The 16,546-nt window shown below is 54.4% G+C and carries 13 protein-coding genes, 5 tRNA genes and 2 pseudogenes; 14 read left to right on the top strand and 6 right to left on the bottom strand.

Translation table 11 applies throughout. The features are described from left to right. Window positions 1–7: 7 nt before the first annotated feature. Entirely contained in the window at window positions 8–1,432 is a 1,425-nt protein-coding gene (gene ccoN, locus FDY98_RS16700; protein ID WP_022522229.1) for a cytochrome-c oxidase, cbb3-type subunit I, read from the bottom strand. A gap of 164 nt (window positions 1,433–1,596) precedes the next feature. Here ccoN and FDY98_RS16695 point away from each other — a divergent pair, with 164 nt between their 5' ends. The 6 genes from FDY98_RS16695 (at window position 1,597) to FDY98_RS16670 (ending at window position 3,074) form a co-directional block, all read left to right on the top strand. Continuing rightward, the gene (locus FDY98_RS16695; RefSeq protein ID WP_027958136.1) at window positions 1,597–2,364 is read left to right on the top strand and encodes an alpha/beta fold hydrolase; all 768 of its coding nucleotides are present in this window, start codon (window positions 1,597–1,599) and stop codon (window positions 2,362–2,364) included. A gap of 71 nt (window positions 2,365–2,435) precedes the next feature. Further along, window positions 2,436–2,511, top strand: a tRNA-Val gene (locus tag FDY98_RS16690). A 73-nt stretch (window positions 2,512–2,584) separates the two neighbouring features. Then, window positions 2,585–2,661 (top strand) — tRNA-Asp (locus FDY98_RS16685). A gap of 40 nt (window positions 2,662–2,701) precedes the next feature. Beyond that, window positions 2,702–2,778, top strand: a tRNA-Asp gene (locus FDY98_RS16680). 66 nt (window positions 2,779–2,844) lie between these two features. Continuing rightward, window positions 2,845–2,920: transfer RNA gene (locus FDY98_RS16675), tRNA-Val, on the top strand. 77 nt (window positions 2,921–2,997) lie between these two features. After that, window positions 2,998–3,074: transfer RNA gene (locus tag FDY98_RS16670), tRNA-Asp, on the top strand. A 110-nt stretch (window positions 3,075–3,184) separates the two neighbouring features. Here the strand turns inward: FDY98_RS16670 and FDY98_RS16665 are convergent. From FDY98_RS16665 to glcD, 4 genes are all read right to left on the bottom strand, one after another. Beyond that, window positions 3,185–3,589 carry a heme-binding protein gene (locus tag FDY98_RS16665; RefSeq protein WP_022522231.1) on the bottom strand — a complete coding sequence of 135 codons (405 nt, stop codon included), beginning with the start codon at window positions 3,587–3,589 and terminating at the stop codon, window positions 3,185–3,187. A gap of 85 nt (window positions 3,590–3,674) precedes the next feature. After that, window positions 3,675–4,907, bottom strand: a complete 1,233-nt coding sequence (gene glcF, locus FDY98_RS16660; RefSeq protein WP_027958135.1) for a glycolate oxidase subunit GlcF — start codon at window positions 4,905–4,907, stop codon at window positions 3,675–3,677. A gap of 14 nt (window positions 4,908–4,921) precedes the next feature. Next, a complete protein-coding gene (gene glcE / locus FDY98_RS16655) occupies window positions 4,922–6,016 on the bottom strand; it encodes a glycolate oxidase subunit GlcE (protein ID WP_027958134.1) in 1,095 nt (364 codons plus the stop codon). 74 nt (window positions 6,017–6,090) lie between these two features. Next, window positions 6,091–7,590, bottom strand: coding sequence for a glycolate oxidase subunit GlcD (glcD, locus tag FDY98_RS16650; protein ID WP_027958133.1), 1,500 nt, complete (start codon window positions 7,588–7,590; stop codon window positions 6,091–6,093). Between the two features lie 205 nt (window positions 7,591–7,795). Here glcD and glcC point away from each other — a divergent pair, with 205 nt between their 5' ends. Then, on the top strand, window positions 7,796–8,575 hold the full coding sequence (gene glcC / locus FDY98_RS16645; RefSeq protein ID WP_035537821.1) for a transcriptional regulator GlcC: 780 nt from the start codon (window positions 7,796–7,798) through the stop codon (window positions 8,573–8,575). A 2-nt stretch (window positions 8,576–8,577) separates the two neighbouring features. On the opposite strand, the gene FDY98_RS16640 is transcribed toward glcC, so the two are convergent. Beyond that, on the bottom strand, window positions 8,578–9,261 hold the full coding sequence (locus FDY98_RS16640; RefSeq protein ID WP_027958131.1) for a GntR family transcriptional regulator: 684 nt from the start codon (window positions 9,259–9,261) through the stop codon (window positions 8,578–8,580). A 193-nt stretch (window positions 9,262–9,454) separates the two neighbouring features. Here FDY98_RS16640 and FDY98_RS16635 point away from each other — a divergent pair, with 193 nt between their 5' ends. The 7 genes and pseudogenes from FDY98_RS16635 (at window position 9,455) to FDY98_RS16605 (ending at window position 16,540) form a co-directional block, all read left to right on the top strand. Then, window positions 9,455–9,916, top strand: a complete 462-nt coding sequence (locus tag FDY98_RS16635) for a GlcG/HbpS family heme-binding protein (RefSeq protein WP_027958130.1) — start codon at window positions 9,455–9,457, stop codon at window positions 9,914–9,916. Between the two features lie 313 nt (window positions 9,917–10,229). Next, window positions 10,230–11,206 (top strand): annotated as a pseudogene (locus tag FDY98_RS16630) (TRAP transporter substrate-binding protein). 66 nt (window positions 11,207–11,272) lie between these two features. After that, a complete protein-coding gene (locus FDY98_RS16625) occupies window positions 11,273–11,836 on the top strand; it encodes a TRAP transporter small permease (RefSeq protein ID WP_155706001.1) in 564 nt (187 codons plus the stop codon). A 125-nt stretch (window positions 11,837–11,961) separates the two neighbouring features. Continuing rightward, a pseudogene (locus FDY98_RS16620) lies at window positions 11,962–13,123 on the top strand (TRAP transporter large permease). Between the two features lie 69 nt (window positions 13,124–13,192). Continuing rightward, window positions 13,193–13,999: an enoyl-CoA hydratase/isomerase family protein gene (locus FDY98_RS16615; RefSeq protein ID WP_027958126.1), complete on the top strand. Its 807-nt coding sequence runs from the start codon at window positions 13,193–13,195 to the stop codon at window positions 13,997–13,999. Between the two features lie 41 nt (window positions 14,000–14,040). Then, a complete protein-coding gene (locus tag FDY98_RS16610; RefSeq protein ID WP_027958125.1) occupies window positions 14,041–15,228 on the top strand; it encodes a CaiB/BaiF CoA transferase family protein in 1,188 nt (395 codons plus the stop codon). 100 nt (window positions 15,229–15,328) lie between these two features. Continuing rightward, window positions 15,329–16,540 (top strand): pyridoxal-phosphate-dependent aminotransferase family protein, encoded by a 1,212-nt coding sequence (locus tag FDY98_RS16605; protein ID WP_027958124.1) that lies wholly within the window; start codon window positions 15,329–15,331, stop codon window positions 16,538–16,540. The last annotated feature ends 6 nt before the right edge of the window (window positions 16,541–16,546 follow it).

Below are 16,546 nucleotides of genomic sequence, written 5' to 3'. Positions count from 1 at the left end.
CCCCGGTTTAAGCAGCTTGTGGCGCTGAATGGCTGATGGCCTCACGACGCTTAACGGTCATGTAAACGTTGAACGCCATGATCAGCATGCCGGTGACCCAGAAGAGGCCGCCGATTAAGCGAACAAAGTAGCCCGGTGCGCTGGCTTCAACGGCTTCAACAAAGGTGTACATCAAGGTGCCGTCAGGGTTGATCGCACGCCACATCAAGCCTTGCAGAATACCGTTAACCCACATGGAGGCGATGTATAGCACGGTGCCGATCGTGGCCAGCCAGAAGTGCACGGCGATCAGGTTGATCGAGTACATTTCAGTGCGACCAAAGACGCGCGGAATCAGGTGATACATCGAGCCGATGGTGATCATCGCTACCCAACCGAGCGCACCAGAGTGAACGTGACCAATGGTCCAGTCAGTGTAGTGCGAAAGCGCGTTGACGGTCTTAATCGCCATCATAGGGCCTTCAAAGGTAGACATGCCGTAGAACGACAGAGCAACCACCAAGAAGCGTAGCGTGGGGTCCGTGCGCAGCTTATGCCAAGCTCCTGACAGGGTCATCATGCCGTTGATCATGCCACCCCAGGAGGGAGCCAGCAGGATGATCGACATAACCATGCCCAGCGACTGTGCCCAGTTCGGCAGCGCTGTGTAGTGCAGGTGGTGAGGGCCTGCCCACATGTAGATCATGATCAATGCCCAGAAGTGGACGATTGAAAGACGGTAGGAGTAGATCGGACGCTCAGCCTGCTTCGGCACGAAGTAGTACATCATGCCCAGGAAGCCTGCAGTTAGGAAGAAGCCTACCGCGTTGTGTCCATACCACCACTGCACCATCGCATCCACTGCTCCGGCATAGATCGAGGTGGAGTACATGGGGGTCACTGGGATGGCCGCGTTGTTGACGATATGCAGCACCGCAACGGTCAAAATAAACGCCGCGAAGAACCAGTTCGCCACATAAATGTGCGACGTGGTGCGTTTTTTGATCGTCATTAGGAACACAATGGCGTAGCTGATCCATACGACCGCGATCAAAATATTGATCGGCCACTCAAGCTCAGCGTACTCCTTGGTCGTGGTGTAGCCCATGGGCAGGGACACTACCGCTGAGATAATGACCGCTTGCCAGCCCCAAAAGGTAAAGGCCGCTAATTTGTCAGAGAAAAGCCGTGTCTGACAGGTACGCTGGACAACGTAGTACGACGTGGCAAAGAGCGCCGAACCGCCAAAGGCGAAAATTACGGCGTTAGTGTGTAACGGACGCAGGCGCCCAAAGCTAGTCCAAGGTAGGCCAAGGTTCAGTTGCGGCCAAACCAGTTGCGAGGCGAGGATGACACCCACTGTCATTCCCACAATGCCCCACACAACGGTCATAATCGCGAACTGCCGAACCACCTTGTAGTTGTAGGTCGGGTGTTCAAATGCTGTGCTCATGTCATGTTCCCATCGAACGCGGTTAGGGGGTAACCCGTGGCATTTTGCACGGGTGCGACCACCCGCTTGATGATGCAGGTCAAGATCCGACCAAGATTCTAGCGCAGCCAGGGCTTAACCTGAACACACCAATTGGTTAAAGACTGAATTATCAGGAGCGATAGGTGTCACATTACGTTTTGTCTGGGTATATCGAGGTGCCTCCCAAGGGGTTAAAAGAGACGCTTAAGCGCCAGCCAAATGGCGCCTTTCTGGTGCAGGGCATGGGGCCGTTAACTGTTCATGGTCACGCCAAGCTAGGTCGGTTGCTGTTTGCCCATGGCGCAGGGGCTGGTCAGCAGTCACCCTTCATGCGTCAATTTGTCACCTCGCTGGCGGCTCAGGGTGTTCAGGTTTTATGTATTGATTTCCCCTATATGCAGCAGATGCAGGAAACCGGCAAACGTCGACCGCCGCCGCCTATCGCCCAGACCCTTGATCAGTTTGCCCAATGGTATGCGCTACTTGCTGACCTATTTGACGAACCGCTATGGATTGGAGGCAAATCGATGGGCGGCCGAGTGGCGACCCTATTTGCCAGTGAACAGCCATGCAAGGGCACTGCGCCGGGTGTAGTGATAGCAGGTTACCCATTTCATCCTACTAAAGCGCCTGACAAGCTTCGTTTGGATCACTGGCCCAAGATTGCCTGCCCCATGCTGATTTTACAGGGTGAGCGTGATCCTTTCGGTACTCGAGACGAGGTAGCCGGCTATATACTGCCGCCAAACGCGCAGCTTGCTTGGCTGACGGATGGCGACCATGACTTTAAGCCGCGGCGATTTTCTGGCCTGACCCAAACGGTTTTGATTGACGAGGCTACCCAAGTTGCGGCATCCTTCGTCCGCGCTCATGGCACAGGCCTTACGCAAGAGAGTAACGCGCTGGTTTAGAATACGATTTTTAAACGCGGCATGTTGACATTCGGTAAGCCTTCTGTAGAATGCAGCGCCACGTGACCAGCGGGTGGTTAGCTCAGTTGGGAGAGCACCAGCCTTACAAGCTGGGGGTCACTGGTTCGAACCCAGTACCACCCACCATCTTAAGTTTTTGAAAGATGGTCTGGAAGTGTGAAAGTAGTACCTAGTACGACCTGTATTTGATGTGCATAACGGACCGGTAGTTCAGTCGGTTAGAATGCCGGCCTGTCACGCCGGAGGTCGCGAGTTCGAGTCTCGTCCGGTCCGCCATCATCAAATCAACGTCTGCTAATAGTTGTTATCGCAATTCGGACCGGTAGTTCAGTCGGTTAGAATGCCGGCCTGTCACGCCGGAGGTCGCGAGTTCGAGTCTCGTCCGGTCCGCCACGATAACTGCTAAGCTAAGCTGGTAAGAAAAAGTTGGTAAGCACAGCAATTATTTACCAATGGATTGGGTGGTTAGCTCAGTTGGGAGAGCACCAGCCTTACAAGCTGGGGGTCACTGGTTCGAACCCAGTACCACCCACCATCGTCTACCCTTTGGAAGCGCCTCTGAACCGCTTATAAATGTTAGCTTCGATGGTTGTTTTAAAAGTGCTTTAACGTGGACCGGTAGTTCAGTCGGTTAGAATGCCGGCCTGTCACGCCGGAGGTCGCGAGTTCGAGTCTCGTCCGGTCCGCCATTAAGCATTTGAGTTGTTAGCAATATATCGGCATTGGCCGAACGAATTCAAAAAAAGCCCGGATCATTGATCCGGGCTTTTTCGTATGTCTGCATCTTAAGTTGCAGCTGTTAGCCCGTAATCGCGGCAACGCCTGCTTTGGCAACCTGCACATCCTGGTCGGGTTTTACGCCGGAAATGCCCACGGCACCTACCACATGACCGTCAACAGTAATCGGCACGCCACCTGAAAGCAGGCCTTGCAGCGGTGCGGTGACGAACGCAGTGCGGCCGCCATTAATCATCTCTTCAAACACCTGGGTCTCTTTACGACCTAGCGCCGCACTGCGCGCTTTTTGCGTAGCGACTTCGGCGCTGAAAGGGGCTGCGCCATCCAAACGCCGCAGCGCTAACAGGTGGCCGCCGTCGTCGGTTACTGCGATGGTCACCGGCCAGCTGTTGCTGTCAGCCTCTTTCTGAGCGGCGTCGAGTACGTTGATCACATCGCTCTGAGCGAGAATGGCTTTTGTTTGCATGTTTGAATCCTTGTTAAGGGAGGAGTGAAAATAGCCGCGCTGTTAAAACCTGCGCGGCTTGGGGTTAAGGGTTAGTGGTGAAGCGTTAAGTGAGCGCTGCATCGACGATCTCAACCCAGTGGCGTACCGGAGTGCGATTGGCGCCCGCCAAGTGGGTTTGGCAACCGATATTAGCCGTCACGATCATCTCTGGGTCTCCGGCCTCCAGCGCATTGAGCTTATTGTCGCGCAGTTGGGTGGCCAGTTCGGGTTGGGTGATCGAATAGGTACCCGCCGAACCGCAGCAAAGATGCGCATCCTGCACCGGGGTTAGCGCGAAGCCAAGCTTGCCCAGCACGCCTTCGACCGCACCGTTAAGTTTTTGGGCATGCTGCAGCGTACAGGGGCAGTGGAACGCCAGTCGTTGCGATGCGTTAACGTTCAAGGCGTCCAGCGGCTCATCTCGCAGGATTTCGACAATATCTTTGGCTAGAGTGCTCACCTTTTGCGCTTTAACGGCGTAGTCAGGGTCATCCTTGAGCATGTAACCATACTCTTTGACAAAGGCGCCGCAGCCACTGGCGGTTTGAACGATGGCTTCGGTGCCTTGCTCAATGTACGGCCACCAGGCATCAATATTGGCGCGCATGCGTGCACGGCCATCGTTCTGGGCATTAAGGTGGAAATCAACGGCGCCACAGCAGCCCGCTTCAGCCACCGGCGTTACGCTTATACCAAGCCGATCAAGAATCCGCGTGGTGGCAGCATTGGTATTGGGTGATAGCCCCGGCTGAACGCAGCCTTCCAGTATCAATACCCGCCGGGTATGGCGGTTGGCATCCGGGCGTGCGCCTGCATCTATCGGCGCTGCGGGCATTTTATTACGCAGCTTGCTAGGCACCAGTGGTTTAAAGGTTTGCCCCAGCTTTAGCAGCGCTTGGAAACGTTTGGGCTCGACCATCATTTTTCGCAGCGCATAGCGCTGGGCCCGCTCACCTGCCGGGCGAGGAACGCGCCGCTCAATTTCGGCACGGCCAATGTTGAGCAGCTTGTGGTACTCCACGCCGGAAGGGCAGGTGGTTTCACAGTTAAGACAGGTAAGGCAGCGATCAAGATGAAGGCGCGTCTCATCGGTTACCTGATCGTCATCGTCGCGGCTCTCCAGCAGCTCTTTCATTAGATAGATACGCCCACGAGGGCCATCGCGCTCATCGCCTAACAACTGGTACGTCGGGCAGGTGGCGTTACAAAAACCGCAGTGCACGCAGGTGCGCAGTATGCGATCTGCTTCTTGAATATGCGGCTTCTGAAGGTCGGCATCGGTAAAGTGCGTCTGCATGTCAGCTCTCCTGATTAAAACGCCGCATAAAGACGACCGGGGTTAAAAATGCCATGGGCATCCAGCTCCGCCTTTAGATTGCGATGATATTTCTCGACCACTGCATTGAGCGGTGTGAATGGATCTGCGGCGCCGCCCTGGAGCTGAGGTGTGTAGCAAGTGGCGTGGCCGCCTACTGCGCTACAGGCATCGCGCAGGGTACTGGCATCCAAGGTGGTTTTCAGCCAGCGCTGGCTGCCCGCCCAGTCGTAAAAAATATCGGCCTCGGGAATATCCAGCGCCAGCGGCGCGGTGTTGGGCGGTAGTGACAGCCGCCACAGCGATTGGTCGGCGCTACAGGTGAAAAATGCGTGAGTATGGTCGCGTAGTTCTTGCCAGAAGCTGGCATCAAGTGGCTCGCCACCTAGACTTGCCTGGGTTGCGGCCACAGAGCTTTTGCCGCCTTCCAAGCGCAAAAACAGTTCGCCGTGGTGCCAAGCGGCGGCGGTAATCGGTAGCGGTTTTCGGCCCAGTTCGGCGAGTTTTTTAAGCGCCTCATCCAGCCCAATGGTTAAGCGCAGGCTGTGAATCGCGGTGGGAATAGGCAGCACTTTAAAGGAGATGTCGGTCAATACGCCGAGCGTGCCCTGAGCGCCTGCCATCAGGCGCGACAGGTCGTAACCGGCGACATTTTTCATCACTTCGCCGCCAAAGCGGAGGAGTTTACCCTCTTGGGTGATTATTCGCGTGCCCAGCACAAAGTCACGGACTGCGCCTGCCCAGGGACGGCGTGGGCCAGAGAGGCCGGTGGCCACGGCACCACCAATGGTAGACGCTTCACCAAACATGGGCGGCTCAAAGCCCAGCATTTGGTGTTTCTCTGCCAGTACTTCCTGCAGGTCGCTAAGCCGAGTGCCAGCGCGCACGGTCACTACCAGTTCCACTGGGTCATAGCTCACAATGCCACTATGTTCGGCCATCTGCAGTGCTTGGCCTTCCACCGGTCGGCCATAAAAGGCGCGGGTATCTCCGCCTACAATGCGAAGCGGTGTGCGTGCGTCATAGGCGCTGCGTACCTGTTCACACAGGGCATCAGCGATATCGCGGTCAGCAATCGCTCGTTCGGTCATGGTCTTTCCCACTATTGGTCTTTTCCATTATTCGTTTTGGCTAATTATTGTCTTAGCTTCGGCTTGGCTCGCTGCTAGAAGCGCGGTAGCTCCGGATGCGGTAGTTCGTTATTATGCACATGCATAGCACCAAACTCGGCGCAGCGGGCCAGCGTCGGAATATTCTTTCCGGGGTTAAGCAGTCGCTGTGGATCAAAGGCAGCCTTCAAGGCATGAAAAACGCTGATTTCATCCGCCTGGAATTGGCTGCACATTTGATTGATCTTTTCGCGCCCAACGCCATGTTCGCCGGTGATCGAACCGCCCGCGGCCACGCATAGCTCAAGAATCTTGCCGCCCACCTCTTCGGCAAGCGCCAACTGGCCTTCTTTATTGGCATCAAACAGGATCAGCGGGTGCATATTGCCATCGCCGGCGTGGAACACGTTGGCCACCGCCAGGCCACTCTCTTCTGAAAGTGCGGCAATGCCTTTCAGCACGCGGGGGAGCTCTCGGCGGGGGATGGTGCCATCCATGCAGTAGTAATCCGGTGACATACGGCCCACTGCAGGGAAGGCATTCTTACGCCCAGCCCAGAACTTGGCGCGCTCGGCTTCATCCCGGGCCTGTTGGATATTGGTGGCCCCGGCGGCTTCCAGTACGCGGCGAACGGTGTCGCAGTCGTCGTCCACGTCGGCTTCAACGCCATCCAGTTCGCAGAGTAGAATCGCCTCGGCATCGAGGGGGTAGCCAGCTTTGACAAAATCCTCGGCGGCTTTGATGGCGAGTTTGTCCATCATCTCCAGGCCACCAGGAATAATGCCTGCGGCAATGATATCACCGACGGCGCGACCGGCTTTCTCGACATCGTCGAAGCTTGCCATCAGTACTTTGGCGGTTTCCGGCTTGGGCAGTAGCTTGACGGTAATTTCGGTGACCACGCCGAGCATGCCCTCAGAGCCGTTCATCAATGCCAGTAGGTCAAAGCCTGGCGCATCAAAAGACTCAGCGCCCAGCGTCATGTGCTCGCCCTCGATCGTGAGCACATCGACGCGCATCACGTTATGCACCGTTAGGCCATATTTTAAGCAGTGTACGCCGCCGGCGTTTTCGGCCACGTTACCACCGATAGAGCAGGCAATTTGTGAGGAGGGATCCGGCGCGTAGTAAAGGCCATAAGGCGCAGCTGCTTCGGAAATCGCCAGGTTGCGCACACCGGGTTGAACTCGCGCCAAGCGGGCCTCAGGGTCGACTTTGAGAATTTGGTTAAAACGCGACATTACTAAAAGTACGCCCTGTTCCAGCGGCAGCGCACCGCCGGAAAGTCCAGTACCCGCGCCGCGAGTGACCACAGGCACGCCAAGCGCATGGCAGCGCTTGAGCAGCTCTTTCACCTGATCAAAGGTTTCAGGCAGCGCCACCAGCATCGGCAGCACGCGATAGGCCGCCAGCCCATCGCACTCAAAGGGGCGCAGGTCTTCTTCGCGATGCAGCAGCGTCATATCAGGAACGGCTTGCTGCAGGTCGGTTAAGACTTCGCTTTTATCGCGCCGAACCAGTGCACCGTCCAGGCGCTCATCAAAGAGGATATTCATTAAGACATCCCATGCTTATTATCGTTAAAGGTAAATGCTAAAACGGTCTGTAGATAACATGGCCTCAATTTGGGCTTTTTTTACCCGCCTGTCTAGGCTGTGGTGCATTGGTCTGACCAGTAATTAGTCGACTGTGTTGTCTTCTTTGTTTAGTACTGGGTTAAGTACTGGCAAGCTGGACATAAAGCCCATCAGGAGAGCTAACATGCCAGAGGAGAATCAAGCCTTGTCACCCGGGCTGCGAATGCCGGATCAGGTGGCTACCCGGCTTGAGCGTTTAATTCTTGATGGCGTTTTTCGGCCCGGCCAACTGCTTCCTTCTGAGAGGCGGCTGTGTGATCGGCTGGGCGTCTCACGTGCTTCGCTGCGTGAGGGGTTGAGAATTCTGCGCAGTAAAGGAATTATCGATACCCGCCAGGGCCACGGCTCGACGGTCGCGACGCTGTTGCCGGTGGGTAACCAAAGCCCATTGATGCATCTGTTTAAAGATCACCCGCGCACGCTGTTTGATCTGTTAGAAGTGCGCGCCCTGCTGGAAGGGGAGTCGGCGCGGTTAGCCGCGAGCCGCGGCACATCCGCCGATCGGGTGCTGATCACTCGACGCTATCGCGAAATGGCCGACTACGCGGAAAGTGCAGAAAGCATTGATGTCGAGCGTCTAGCGCGACTTGATCACGCCTTTCACCTGGCGGTCTCCCAGGCGTCCCACAACCCGGTGTTGGTGCATACACTGCAGAGCCTGACCGATTTACTGCTCAGCTCGGTGTTTGCCTCGGTCAAGCACCTTTATCACTTGCCTGCCCCCAGGACGATGATCAATCAGCAGCATGCGCAGTTGCATGAGGCCGTAGTCAACGGCGAGGCGGAGCAGGCAGAACAGGTGGCACTAGAGCACCTCTCCAGCATTAGCCAACTGCTGCGCGATTTAGAAGAGGAGCATGAACGGCTAGAACGCTCCTCCATGCGCCTTGAAGAGTGGCAGTAGTTTTAGCTATTGGCCACACTCTTATCGTCTTCTGTGTCAATCACGCCCGCTAAGGTGGCCGCTTCAATCTTGTTGCACAGATGGTCACGGAGAATTTGGCCGAGCAATTGGCTATCGCGCTTCTCCAGTGCCGCCATCATATTTTCGTGGTCTTTTACCGCCTGGCTCCAGTAGCGCTCGGTCATTTTCTTGGAGTAACGAACGCGCTTAACGCGCTGGCTTAAATTGCTATACATTTCTTGCAGTACATCGTTATTGGAGGCTGCCAGAATGCTTTCGTGAATTTGTCGGTTAACCTGGAAATAAGGCATTAAATCGCGGTTGCGGTAGTGCTCTAGCATCGTATTGTGCAGTTGCCGAATGGCAGCAATTTCAGCGTCGCTAATATGCTGACAGGCAAGCTCACCCGACAGGCCTTCCAGTGCCGCCATCAGGTCATAAGTATCTTTAACGTTTTTCAGGGTTAGCCGTACCACGCGTGCGCCACGATTGGGAAGCAGCTCAATTAGCCCTTCGGTGGCGAGCACTTTCAGTGCTTCGCGCAGCGGGGTGCGCGATACGCCAAAGCGGTCACACAGCTGCTTTTCAGAAATGCGTTCACCGGGGGCAAGCTCTCCGTGCTCAATCAGGTCGCCAATTCTATCGGCCACTTCACGATACAAATTGCGTTGCAGTATCTTTGTCATTAGTTAGTTCCTTGTCAGTGGTGCGCTCGGTTTACTGCCAAGCTACCCAGACCGCCTGGATCGATTTGAGCACGATGCCGTATTCGTATAGTGGCTATTGTGTATATGATCTGCAAAAGTAATTATGAATTCAATATTCCTTTGGTGGCACTTTTGCCAACCACTGCCTACAACAATGACAAAGGAAACACCGATGGCCGGACAAGTATTTCATTGCAGCGTGCAGCTCGCCAGAGAGCAGAGCAGAAAGATAATCGATGGCGCCATGCAACAAGCACGTGATTTGGAGTTGCCTCCGCTGACGATCGTTGTGCTGGACGGCGGTGGGAACTTGGTTGCCGCTGAACGCGAAGATGGCTGTGCTCCGTTGCGTTTCCCCGTTGCCCAGGGTAAGGCCTACGCCGCACTGGGCATAGGCATTGCCAGTGGGGTGATTGGCGCACGTAACGCTGAACGTACAGCGTTTGTTGCCAGTGTTGCAGCAGCCTCCCAAGGGCATTTTGTGGCAGTGGCAGGCGGGGTGCCCATTCTTAATGAACAAAGCTGCTTGATTGGTGCAGTGGGGGTTAGCGGCGCTTCGTCAGAAGAAGATCAGCAGGCAGCCATTGCTGGTATTGAGTTGGCTGGATTGCTCTGGGGGCTTGAGCCGAGCTAGGTAATGAGCAGGAAGTGCCGATAAAAGCGGGCAGTTGGCTTATTCAGCCACTGCCCGTTTTTTTATTTACGGCAAAATTTTAATAACTTCTTTAATAATCAGTTGCTTGAAAAGTAATTTGTACGACGAGACGAAAGTTTAATACCTAATTTTGAATTTTGAATTCAAATTGAAGTGGAGGATAACCCTAGAGTAAGCGCCCGTTAATAATAAGTAGGCCTGCTCAAGCGGCTCCTTTTGCAGGTGCCATCGGGTGCCAGAGCCACGGTGGTGACATTGCTAACAACAACAAATGCTTCACCTGGAGTTCACTATGAAATTGCTCAAAACAGTACTCGCAACCGCCGTTGTGGCGTTTGGTTTGCAGGCCGCCGCTGCTAATGCAAACACTGAAATTCGACTAGGCCATGTGGGTGGTCCTGGTTCACTGTTCGAAATTAGTGCAAACCGCTTTGCTGAGCTGGCCAACGAACGCCTGGAAGGCGTGGCGGAAGTTAACGTCTATGGAAATAGTCAACTGGGTGGCGATGAATCGATGATGCGTCGCTTACGCTTAGGGTCTCTAGACCTCTCGCTGCCTTCAACGGTGATGAGCTCTGAGTCAGATCAGTTTGCGCTGTTCGAGATGCCTTATTTGATCGAAAACCGTGAGCATATGAAGCGCGTGCGTGAAGAAATCGTTCGTGGCCCCCTATATGACGCCGCGGAAGCGCGTGGTTTTAAGATCATTGGTGTGTGGGAAAACGGCTTTCGCCAGATTACCAACAACGTACGCCCCATTGTCACACCTGAGGATCTCAACGGTATAAAACTGCGCGTTCCTGGTGGCACATGGCGCATTGATATGTTCCGCAGCTATGGCGCGGCACCTTCCCCAATGTCGCTGTCGGAAGTGTTTGTTGCTCTGCAAACAGGCGCAATGGACGGCCAGGAAAACCCTTTATCCAAACCTACTCTTCACGTTTTCATGAAGTGCAGGACTACCTCTCCATCTCCAACCACGTTTATACCCCGGCATACCTGACCGCAGGTGCTAGCTGGAATCGCCTACCCGAGGAAGTGCAGCAGGTACTTGAAGAAGTCGCCGTCGAAATGGAGGACTTCGTGCTAGAAGAAGGTCAGCGATTGGATGATGAAACTCTCGTGAAAATGCGCGATGAAGGCATGGAAGTTAATGAAGTCGACTTCGAAGCCTTTGTTGAGGCCTCTGAGACCATTTATAACAAGTTCGCTGACGAAGTGGATGGTGGCCAGGAAATGATTGACGCCGTGGCTGCTCTACGCGAGTAAGCAAAGCGTCGCTCTAACAGAGGTGCGTCGCTGTATGGCGAGGCGCCTCGACTTTCGGAGGTCTCAATGAGTACTTTTACAAAGTTCAAGAACGCGTATTTCGCGTTTCTTGAAGGCATCGTGGTCTTTCTGGTCATCGCGCTTGCCGTCGTCGTCACACTTGGTTTTGTGACCCGCTACTTGGGCTCACCGTTAAGCTGGTATGACGAGCTTGCCGCCGCTTTACTCGCCTGGGTGACCTACTACGGAACGGCTTTAGCCGCCGCCAAAGGGGCACACATTACTTGTCCAAGTGTATTGAACATGTGCCCTCCCACTATTCGGGTGCCGCTCGCACTGTTAGCTGAAGCTATCACTATCGGGTTCTTCGTTTTCTTGGGGCTTGCCAGCTACCAAGTCATGTTGATTCTCCAAGACGTTGGCATGGTCAGCCTCCCAGAGGTTTCCATGCAGCTTGTTCACTCTGCGATTCCTGTTGCCTCCGTACTGTTCATTATTGCTGAACTGTTGCGGCTCCCTGACGTTATCAAAAGCGCCCGGGGTAGGGGCTTTATTGACCATGAGCTTGAAGAAGCCGGTATCGCGCTGAAGAAGTCGCCACCGTTAGCACGCATCAGCGAGGATAAGTAAATAATCATGGTCATACTCTACATATTTCTAGCGCTGATACTGCTTATTCTGATTAACGTACCGGTAGCTGTTGCCTTAGCGCTGGTCGGAACGATTGCCACCTTATGACATAGGAACATCAGGCAATGCCTACGGTGGGCATGACCATGTTTGAAGGGGCGACTAATTTTCCGCTCATCGCCATACCGCTGTTTATTTTAGCTGGCGCCATAATGAACGCCTCGAGTATATCGCGGCGCTTGATCGACCTGGCCATGGCAATGGTGGGGTTCATCAAGGGTGGCCTCGCCATGGTTACGATTGGTGCATCGGTATTTTTTGCTGAAATCTCTGGGTCGGCAGTGGCGGGTGTATCGGCGATCGGTAGTATCCTGATCCCCGCTATGCGCAAGAAAGGCTACTCAAAAGAGTTTTCGGCCTCCATCTCATCCTCTGCGGCAAGTCTTGCGATCATTCTCCGCCCTCTATACCGATGATTCTTTATGCGGTGATGTCGGGTGAGTCGGTAGTACAGATGTTTGTGGCTGGTATTTTGCCAGGCTTGTTGGGTGCGATGGGTTTAGCCGCGATGTGCTACTACCTAGCACGCAAGCACAACTTCCTTCAGAGGGGCGCTTCCGGGCATCGCAGCTTTGGGTAGCCTTTAAAGAGGCGATCTGGGCGCTGTTGATTCCAGTCATTATTCTAGGCGGGATCTTTGGTGGTTTCGTCACGGCGACCGAAGGTGCGGCGCTGGCCGTGTGCGTCGCTATCTTTATCAGTGCGGTGGTTTATCGCGAATTCACTCTCAGGAATTTTATTGATTCTTGTAAAAGTGCTGGTGTGCAAACAGCGGTGGTTATGCTGCTGGTGGCTGCCTCTGCAGTGGTAGGTGGCTACCTTACTGAAACCCGAGTGCCTCAAGAAATCGCCATGCAGATCAGTGAGCTAACCAACAATAAATATCTTATTTTGGCGCTCCTCAATGTCATCTTCCTGATTTTGGGTATTTTTCTGCATTCAGCAGCGGCGATTATTCTGGTAGTCCCCATTGTGTTGCCGCTGGTTATAGAGGTAGGTATTGACCCTCTTCACTTCGGTTTGATCGTGACCCTGAACCTGGCAATCGGTCAGCAAACGCCACCGGTGGCCAGCGTACTCATTGCGTCTTGCTCAATCGCTAAGTCAGATGTATGGGCCACATCTAAAACCAACCTGTGGTTTATTGCCGTTCTGTTCGCCGTGTTAATGATTAACACCTATATTCCCGCGTTTGCGCTGGCATTAGTGAACTTTGTTTATGGCTAAGTATGCGAGATGTGTGCGTTTTTCGTCGGAAGATGTCCTCCGGTATAGCGCACCATAAAGGAGAAGCTGATGAGCAACACAAACGTAATACCGTCTATCGACAGCGTCACTTATGAGGTTCGCAACGGTGTGGCCTGGATTGGTTTTAACCGGCCCCAGAGCCGCAATGCCATGACCTGGGAGATGTATGACGCCCTGGAAAAGTACTGCGATCAATTGGCAGAGGATGACACTGTGTATGCCGTGGTTTTGCACGGTGTCGGTGGTGAAGCCTTTGTGGCAGGAACCGATATCAGCCAGTTTTCGGGTTTTGCTCAGCCTGAAGACGCGATTGGCTATGAACGGCGCATTGATCGCGTGGTGGGCAAGCTGGAAACCTTTCCCAAGCCAACCCTGGCGCTGATTGAAGGGGCCTGCGTGGGGGGCGGTGCTGCGATTGCGCTGGTGTGCGACTTTCGCTATGCGACCCCAACGCTGAAGTTTGGTGTGCCGATTGCCAAAACGCTGGGCAATACACTCTCGATTAGCAACGTCTCACGCATGATCGACATGCTTGGCGTTGCACGTACCAAGGAAGCGCTGATGATGGCGCGGCTGTTTGGTGCTGAAGAAGCCCATGCGGCAGGCCTGATAAATCAGCTGTTTGACGCTGATGCAATTTACGCCGAAGTGGCTGCGCTGGCTGAGGCCTTTGCTAAACGAGCGCCACTGACGCTTCAGGCCAGCAAGGCCCTGATTGGCCGTGCGATTGAGCAGCGTCGCCTTCCAGCGGATGCCAGCGACGACTGGGTAACCTCTTGCTATATGAGTCGAGATTTTGCCGCGGCGGTGGATAAGTTCGTCAATAAAACGCCGTTTGAGTGGTCTGGCCACTAGTTTCGGACATAGCCTAAAACTACTAATTGGGAGGAAAGCGCATGCTTCCCCTACAAGACATAAAAGTACTGGACGTGTCGCAAATAATGGCTGGCCCATACTGCACCATGGTACTGGCCGACATGGGCGCAGAAGTTATCAAAGTTGAGAAGCTTAATGGCGGAGACGACAGCCGCCAAATGGGCCCTTACGTGAATGGCGAATCGACCTGCTTTTCACAGATTAACCGCAACAAAAAAAGTATCTCGCTGAATCTTAAAGACGAACGGGCGCGACAGATCTTCTACCGCTTAGCCGCTGATGCCGATGTCATCGTTGAGAACTATCGGCCTGGGGTGACCAAGTCGCTTGAGATCGACTATGACACCATCAAGGCAATCAATCCTGGCATCGTCTACTGCTCCATTTCAGGCTATGGTCAAACCGGGCCCTATAGCCACAAAGGGGGCTTTGACCTGGTGGCGCAAGGGATGACAGGCCTGATGTCGATGACCGGGGAAGAGGGCAAACGCCCGCTGAAAACCGGTATTGCGGTTTACGATATTGGCGGTGGGCTGACGGCGGTCTACTCGATTCTGGCGGCGTGTATCCACAAGATGAAAACCGGCGCCGGCCAGCATATCGATATCGCCATCACCGAGTGTGGTTTGCCCTGGTTTACCTGGGAAGCTGCGGCCTATTTCTCTGAAGGCACCGTGCCTGGGCCAACGGGCTGGCGCCATCGTGTTTCCGCGCCTTATCAGGCCGTTAAAGCCAGCGATGGTTATTTAATGCTCGGCTGCGCCAACCAACGCACCTGGGAGCGCTTCTGCCAGGAAGTACTAAAGCGCGATGAGCTAATGCAGGATCCCCGCTTTATTACCAATCAGGATCGCGGTCAGCACGTTGAAGAGCTGGAGGCGCTGCTTGAAGAACTAATGGCGAATCAAAGCGTTGATGAGTGGCTAGTACTGTGTGACAGCGCGGGCGTGCCTGCCGGACCTATTAATGACTTCGCTCAGGCCATGCAGGATGAGCACTATTTAGCGCGGGGCATGGTGCAGGAGATGGAGCACCCGGTGATAGGCAAAATGAAAACCATCGGGTTTCCGAGCAAGTTTTCAGAGACTCCGTCGCAAATTCGCAGCCCGGCACCGCTCTTTGCCCAGCACACCGACGAAGTGCTCGATAGTTTAGGGCTCTCTGGCGCGGAGCTTGACGCTTTACGTGCTGAAGGATGTATCAAATAACGCTTTTTTGATGTGTGTGATTGCATTCATTATCCATTTTCAATAACGCTAATCGACAGATCCAACCACGAGCCGTACAACAACAAACAGGAACGTCACCATGTTAAAACTTAATTTTCATCCATCCGGCCGTCACTTTTTGCAAATTCCTGGCCCCTCTCCGGTGCCAGACCGCATTTTACGGGCGATGAGCCTGCCTACGATTGATCACCGCGGGCCTGAGTTTGGCGCTCTGGGCCTTGAGCTGTTGAGCAAGATTCAAAAAATCTTCAAAACCGAGAACCCGGTGATTATTTACCCGGCGTCGGGCACCGGTGCCTGGGAAGCGGCACTGGCCAATACCTTATCACCTGGCGATCAGGTGCTAATGTTCGAGACCGGACACTTCGCCACTCTGTGGCACAAAATGGCCCTGCGTTTAGACATACAGCCTGAGTTTCTGGGGTTGCCGGGCTACGAAGGCTGGCGCCACGGTGTTCAGGCCGACATGATCGAAGCACGCCTGAAAGAGGATACCGGTCACGAGCTTAAGGCTGTATGTGTAGTACACAACGAGACTTCGACCGGCGTGACTAGTGACATCGCCGCCGTGCGTAAAGCCATCGACGCGTCGGGCCACCCCGCGCTGTTGATTGTCGATACCATTTCCGGTTTGGCCAGTGCCGATTATCGTCATGATGAATGGGGTGTTGATGTTACCGTCTCCGGCTCCCAGAAAGGCCTGATGCTGCCGCCGGGCATCAGCTTTAACGCGCTTTCACCCAAAGCGATTGAGGTCAGCAAGCAGGCGAAATTGCCCAAAAGCTTCTGGGCATGGGATGAAATTCTAGAGGCTAACAAAAACGGCTACTGGCCCTACACGCCCAGCACCAACCTGCTTTATGGCCTGAATGAAGCGCTGGATATGCTGTTGGATGAAGGCATGGACAACGTGCTGGCTCGCCACCAACGCTGGGCCGCTGGGGTGCGCGCGGCGGTAGAAGCGTGGGGGCTTGAGATTCAGTGTGTAGATCCTTCGGTTTACTCGCCGGTACTCACGGGCGTTGTGATGCCTGAAGGTGTCGATGCAGATGCGATACGCAAGATTATCTATGAGCGTTTTGATCTTTCACTGGGTATGGGGCTAGGTAAGGCCAAGGGCAAGATGTTCCGGATCGGCCATTTGGGCGACTGCAACGACCTTACCCTAATTGCCACTCTCGGCGGCTGTGAGGCAGGCATGAAGCTGGCGGGCGTTGATCTTAAAGGCAGTGGCGTGACGGCTGCTTTAGACTACTTTGCCGCCAACCCGCTTAACGCAGGCAAACGCTAAACGACG

This window comes from Halomonas sp. PA16-9 (assembly GCF_009728585.1).
Classification (GTDB): Bacteria; Pseudomonadota; Gammaproteobacteria; order Pseudomonadales; family Halomonadaceae; genus Vreelandella; species Vreelandella titanicae.
This window is presented reverse-complemented; position numbering and strand designations above follow the sequence as displayed.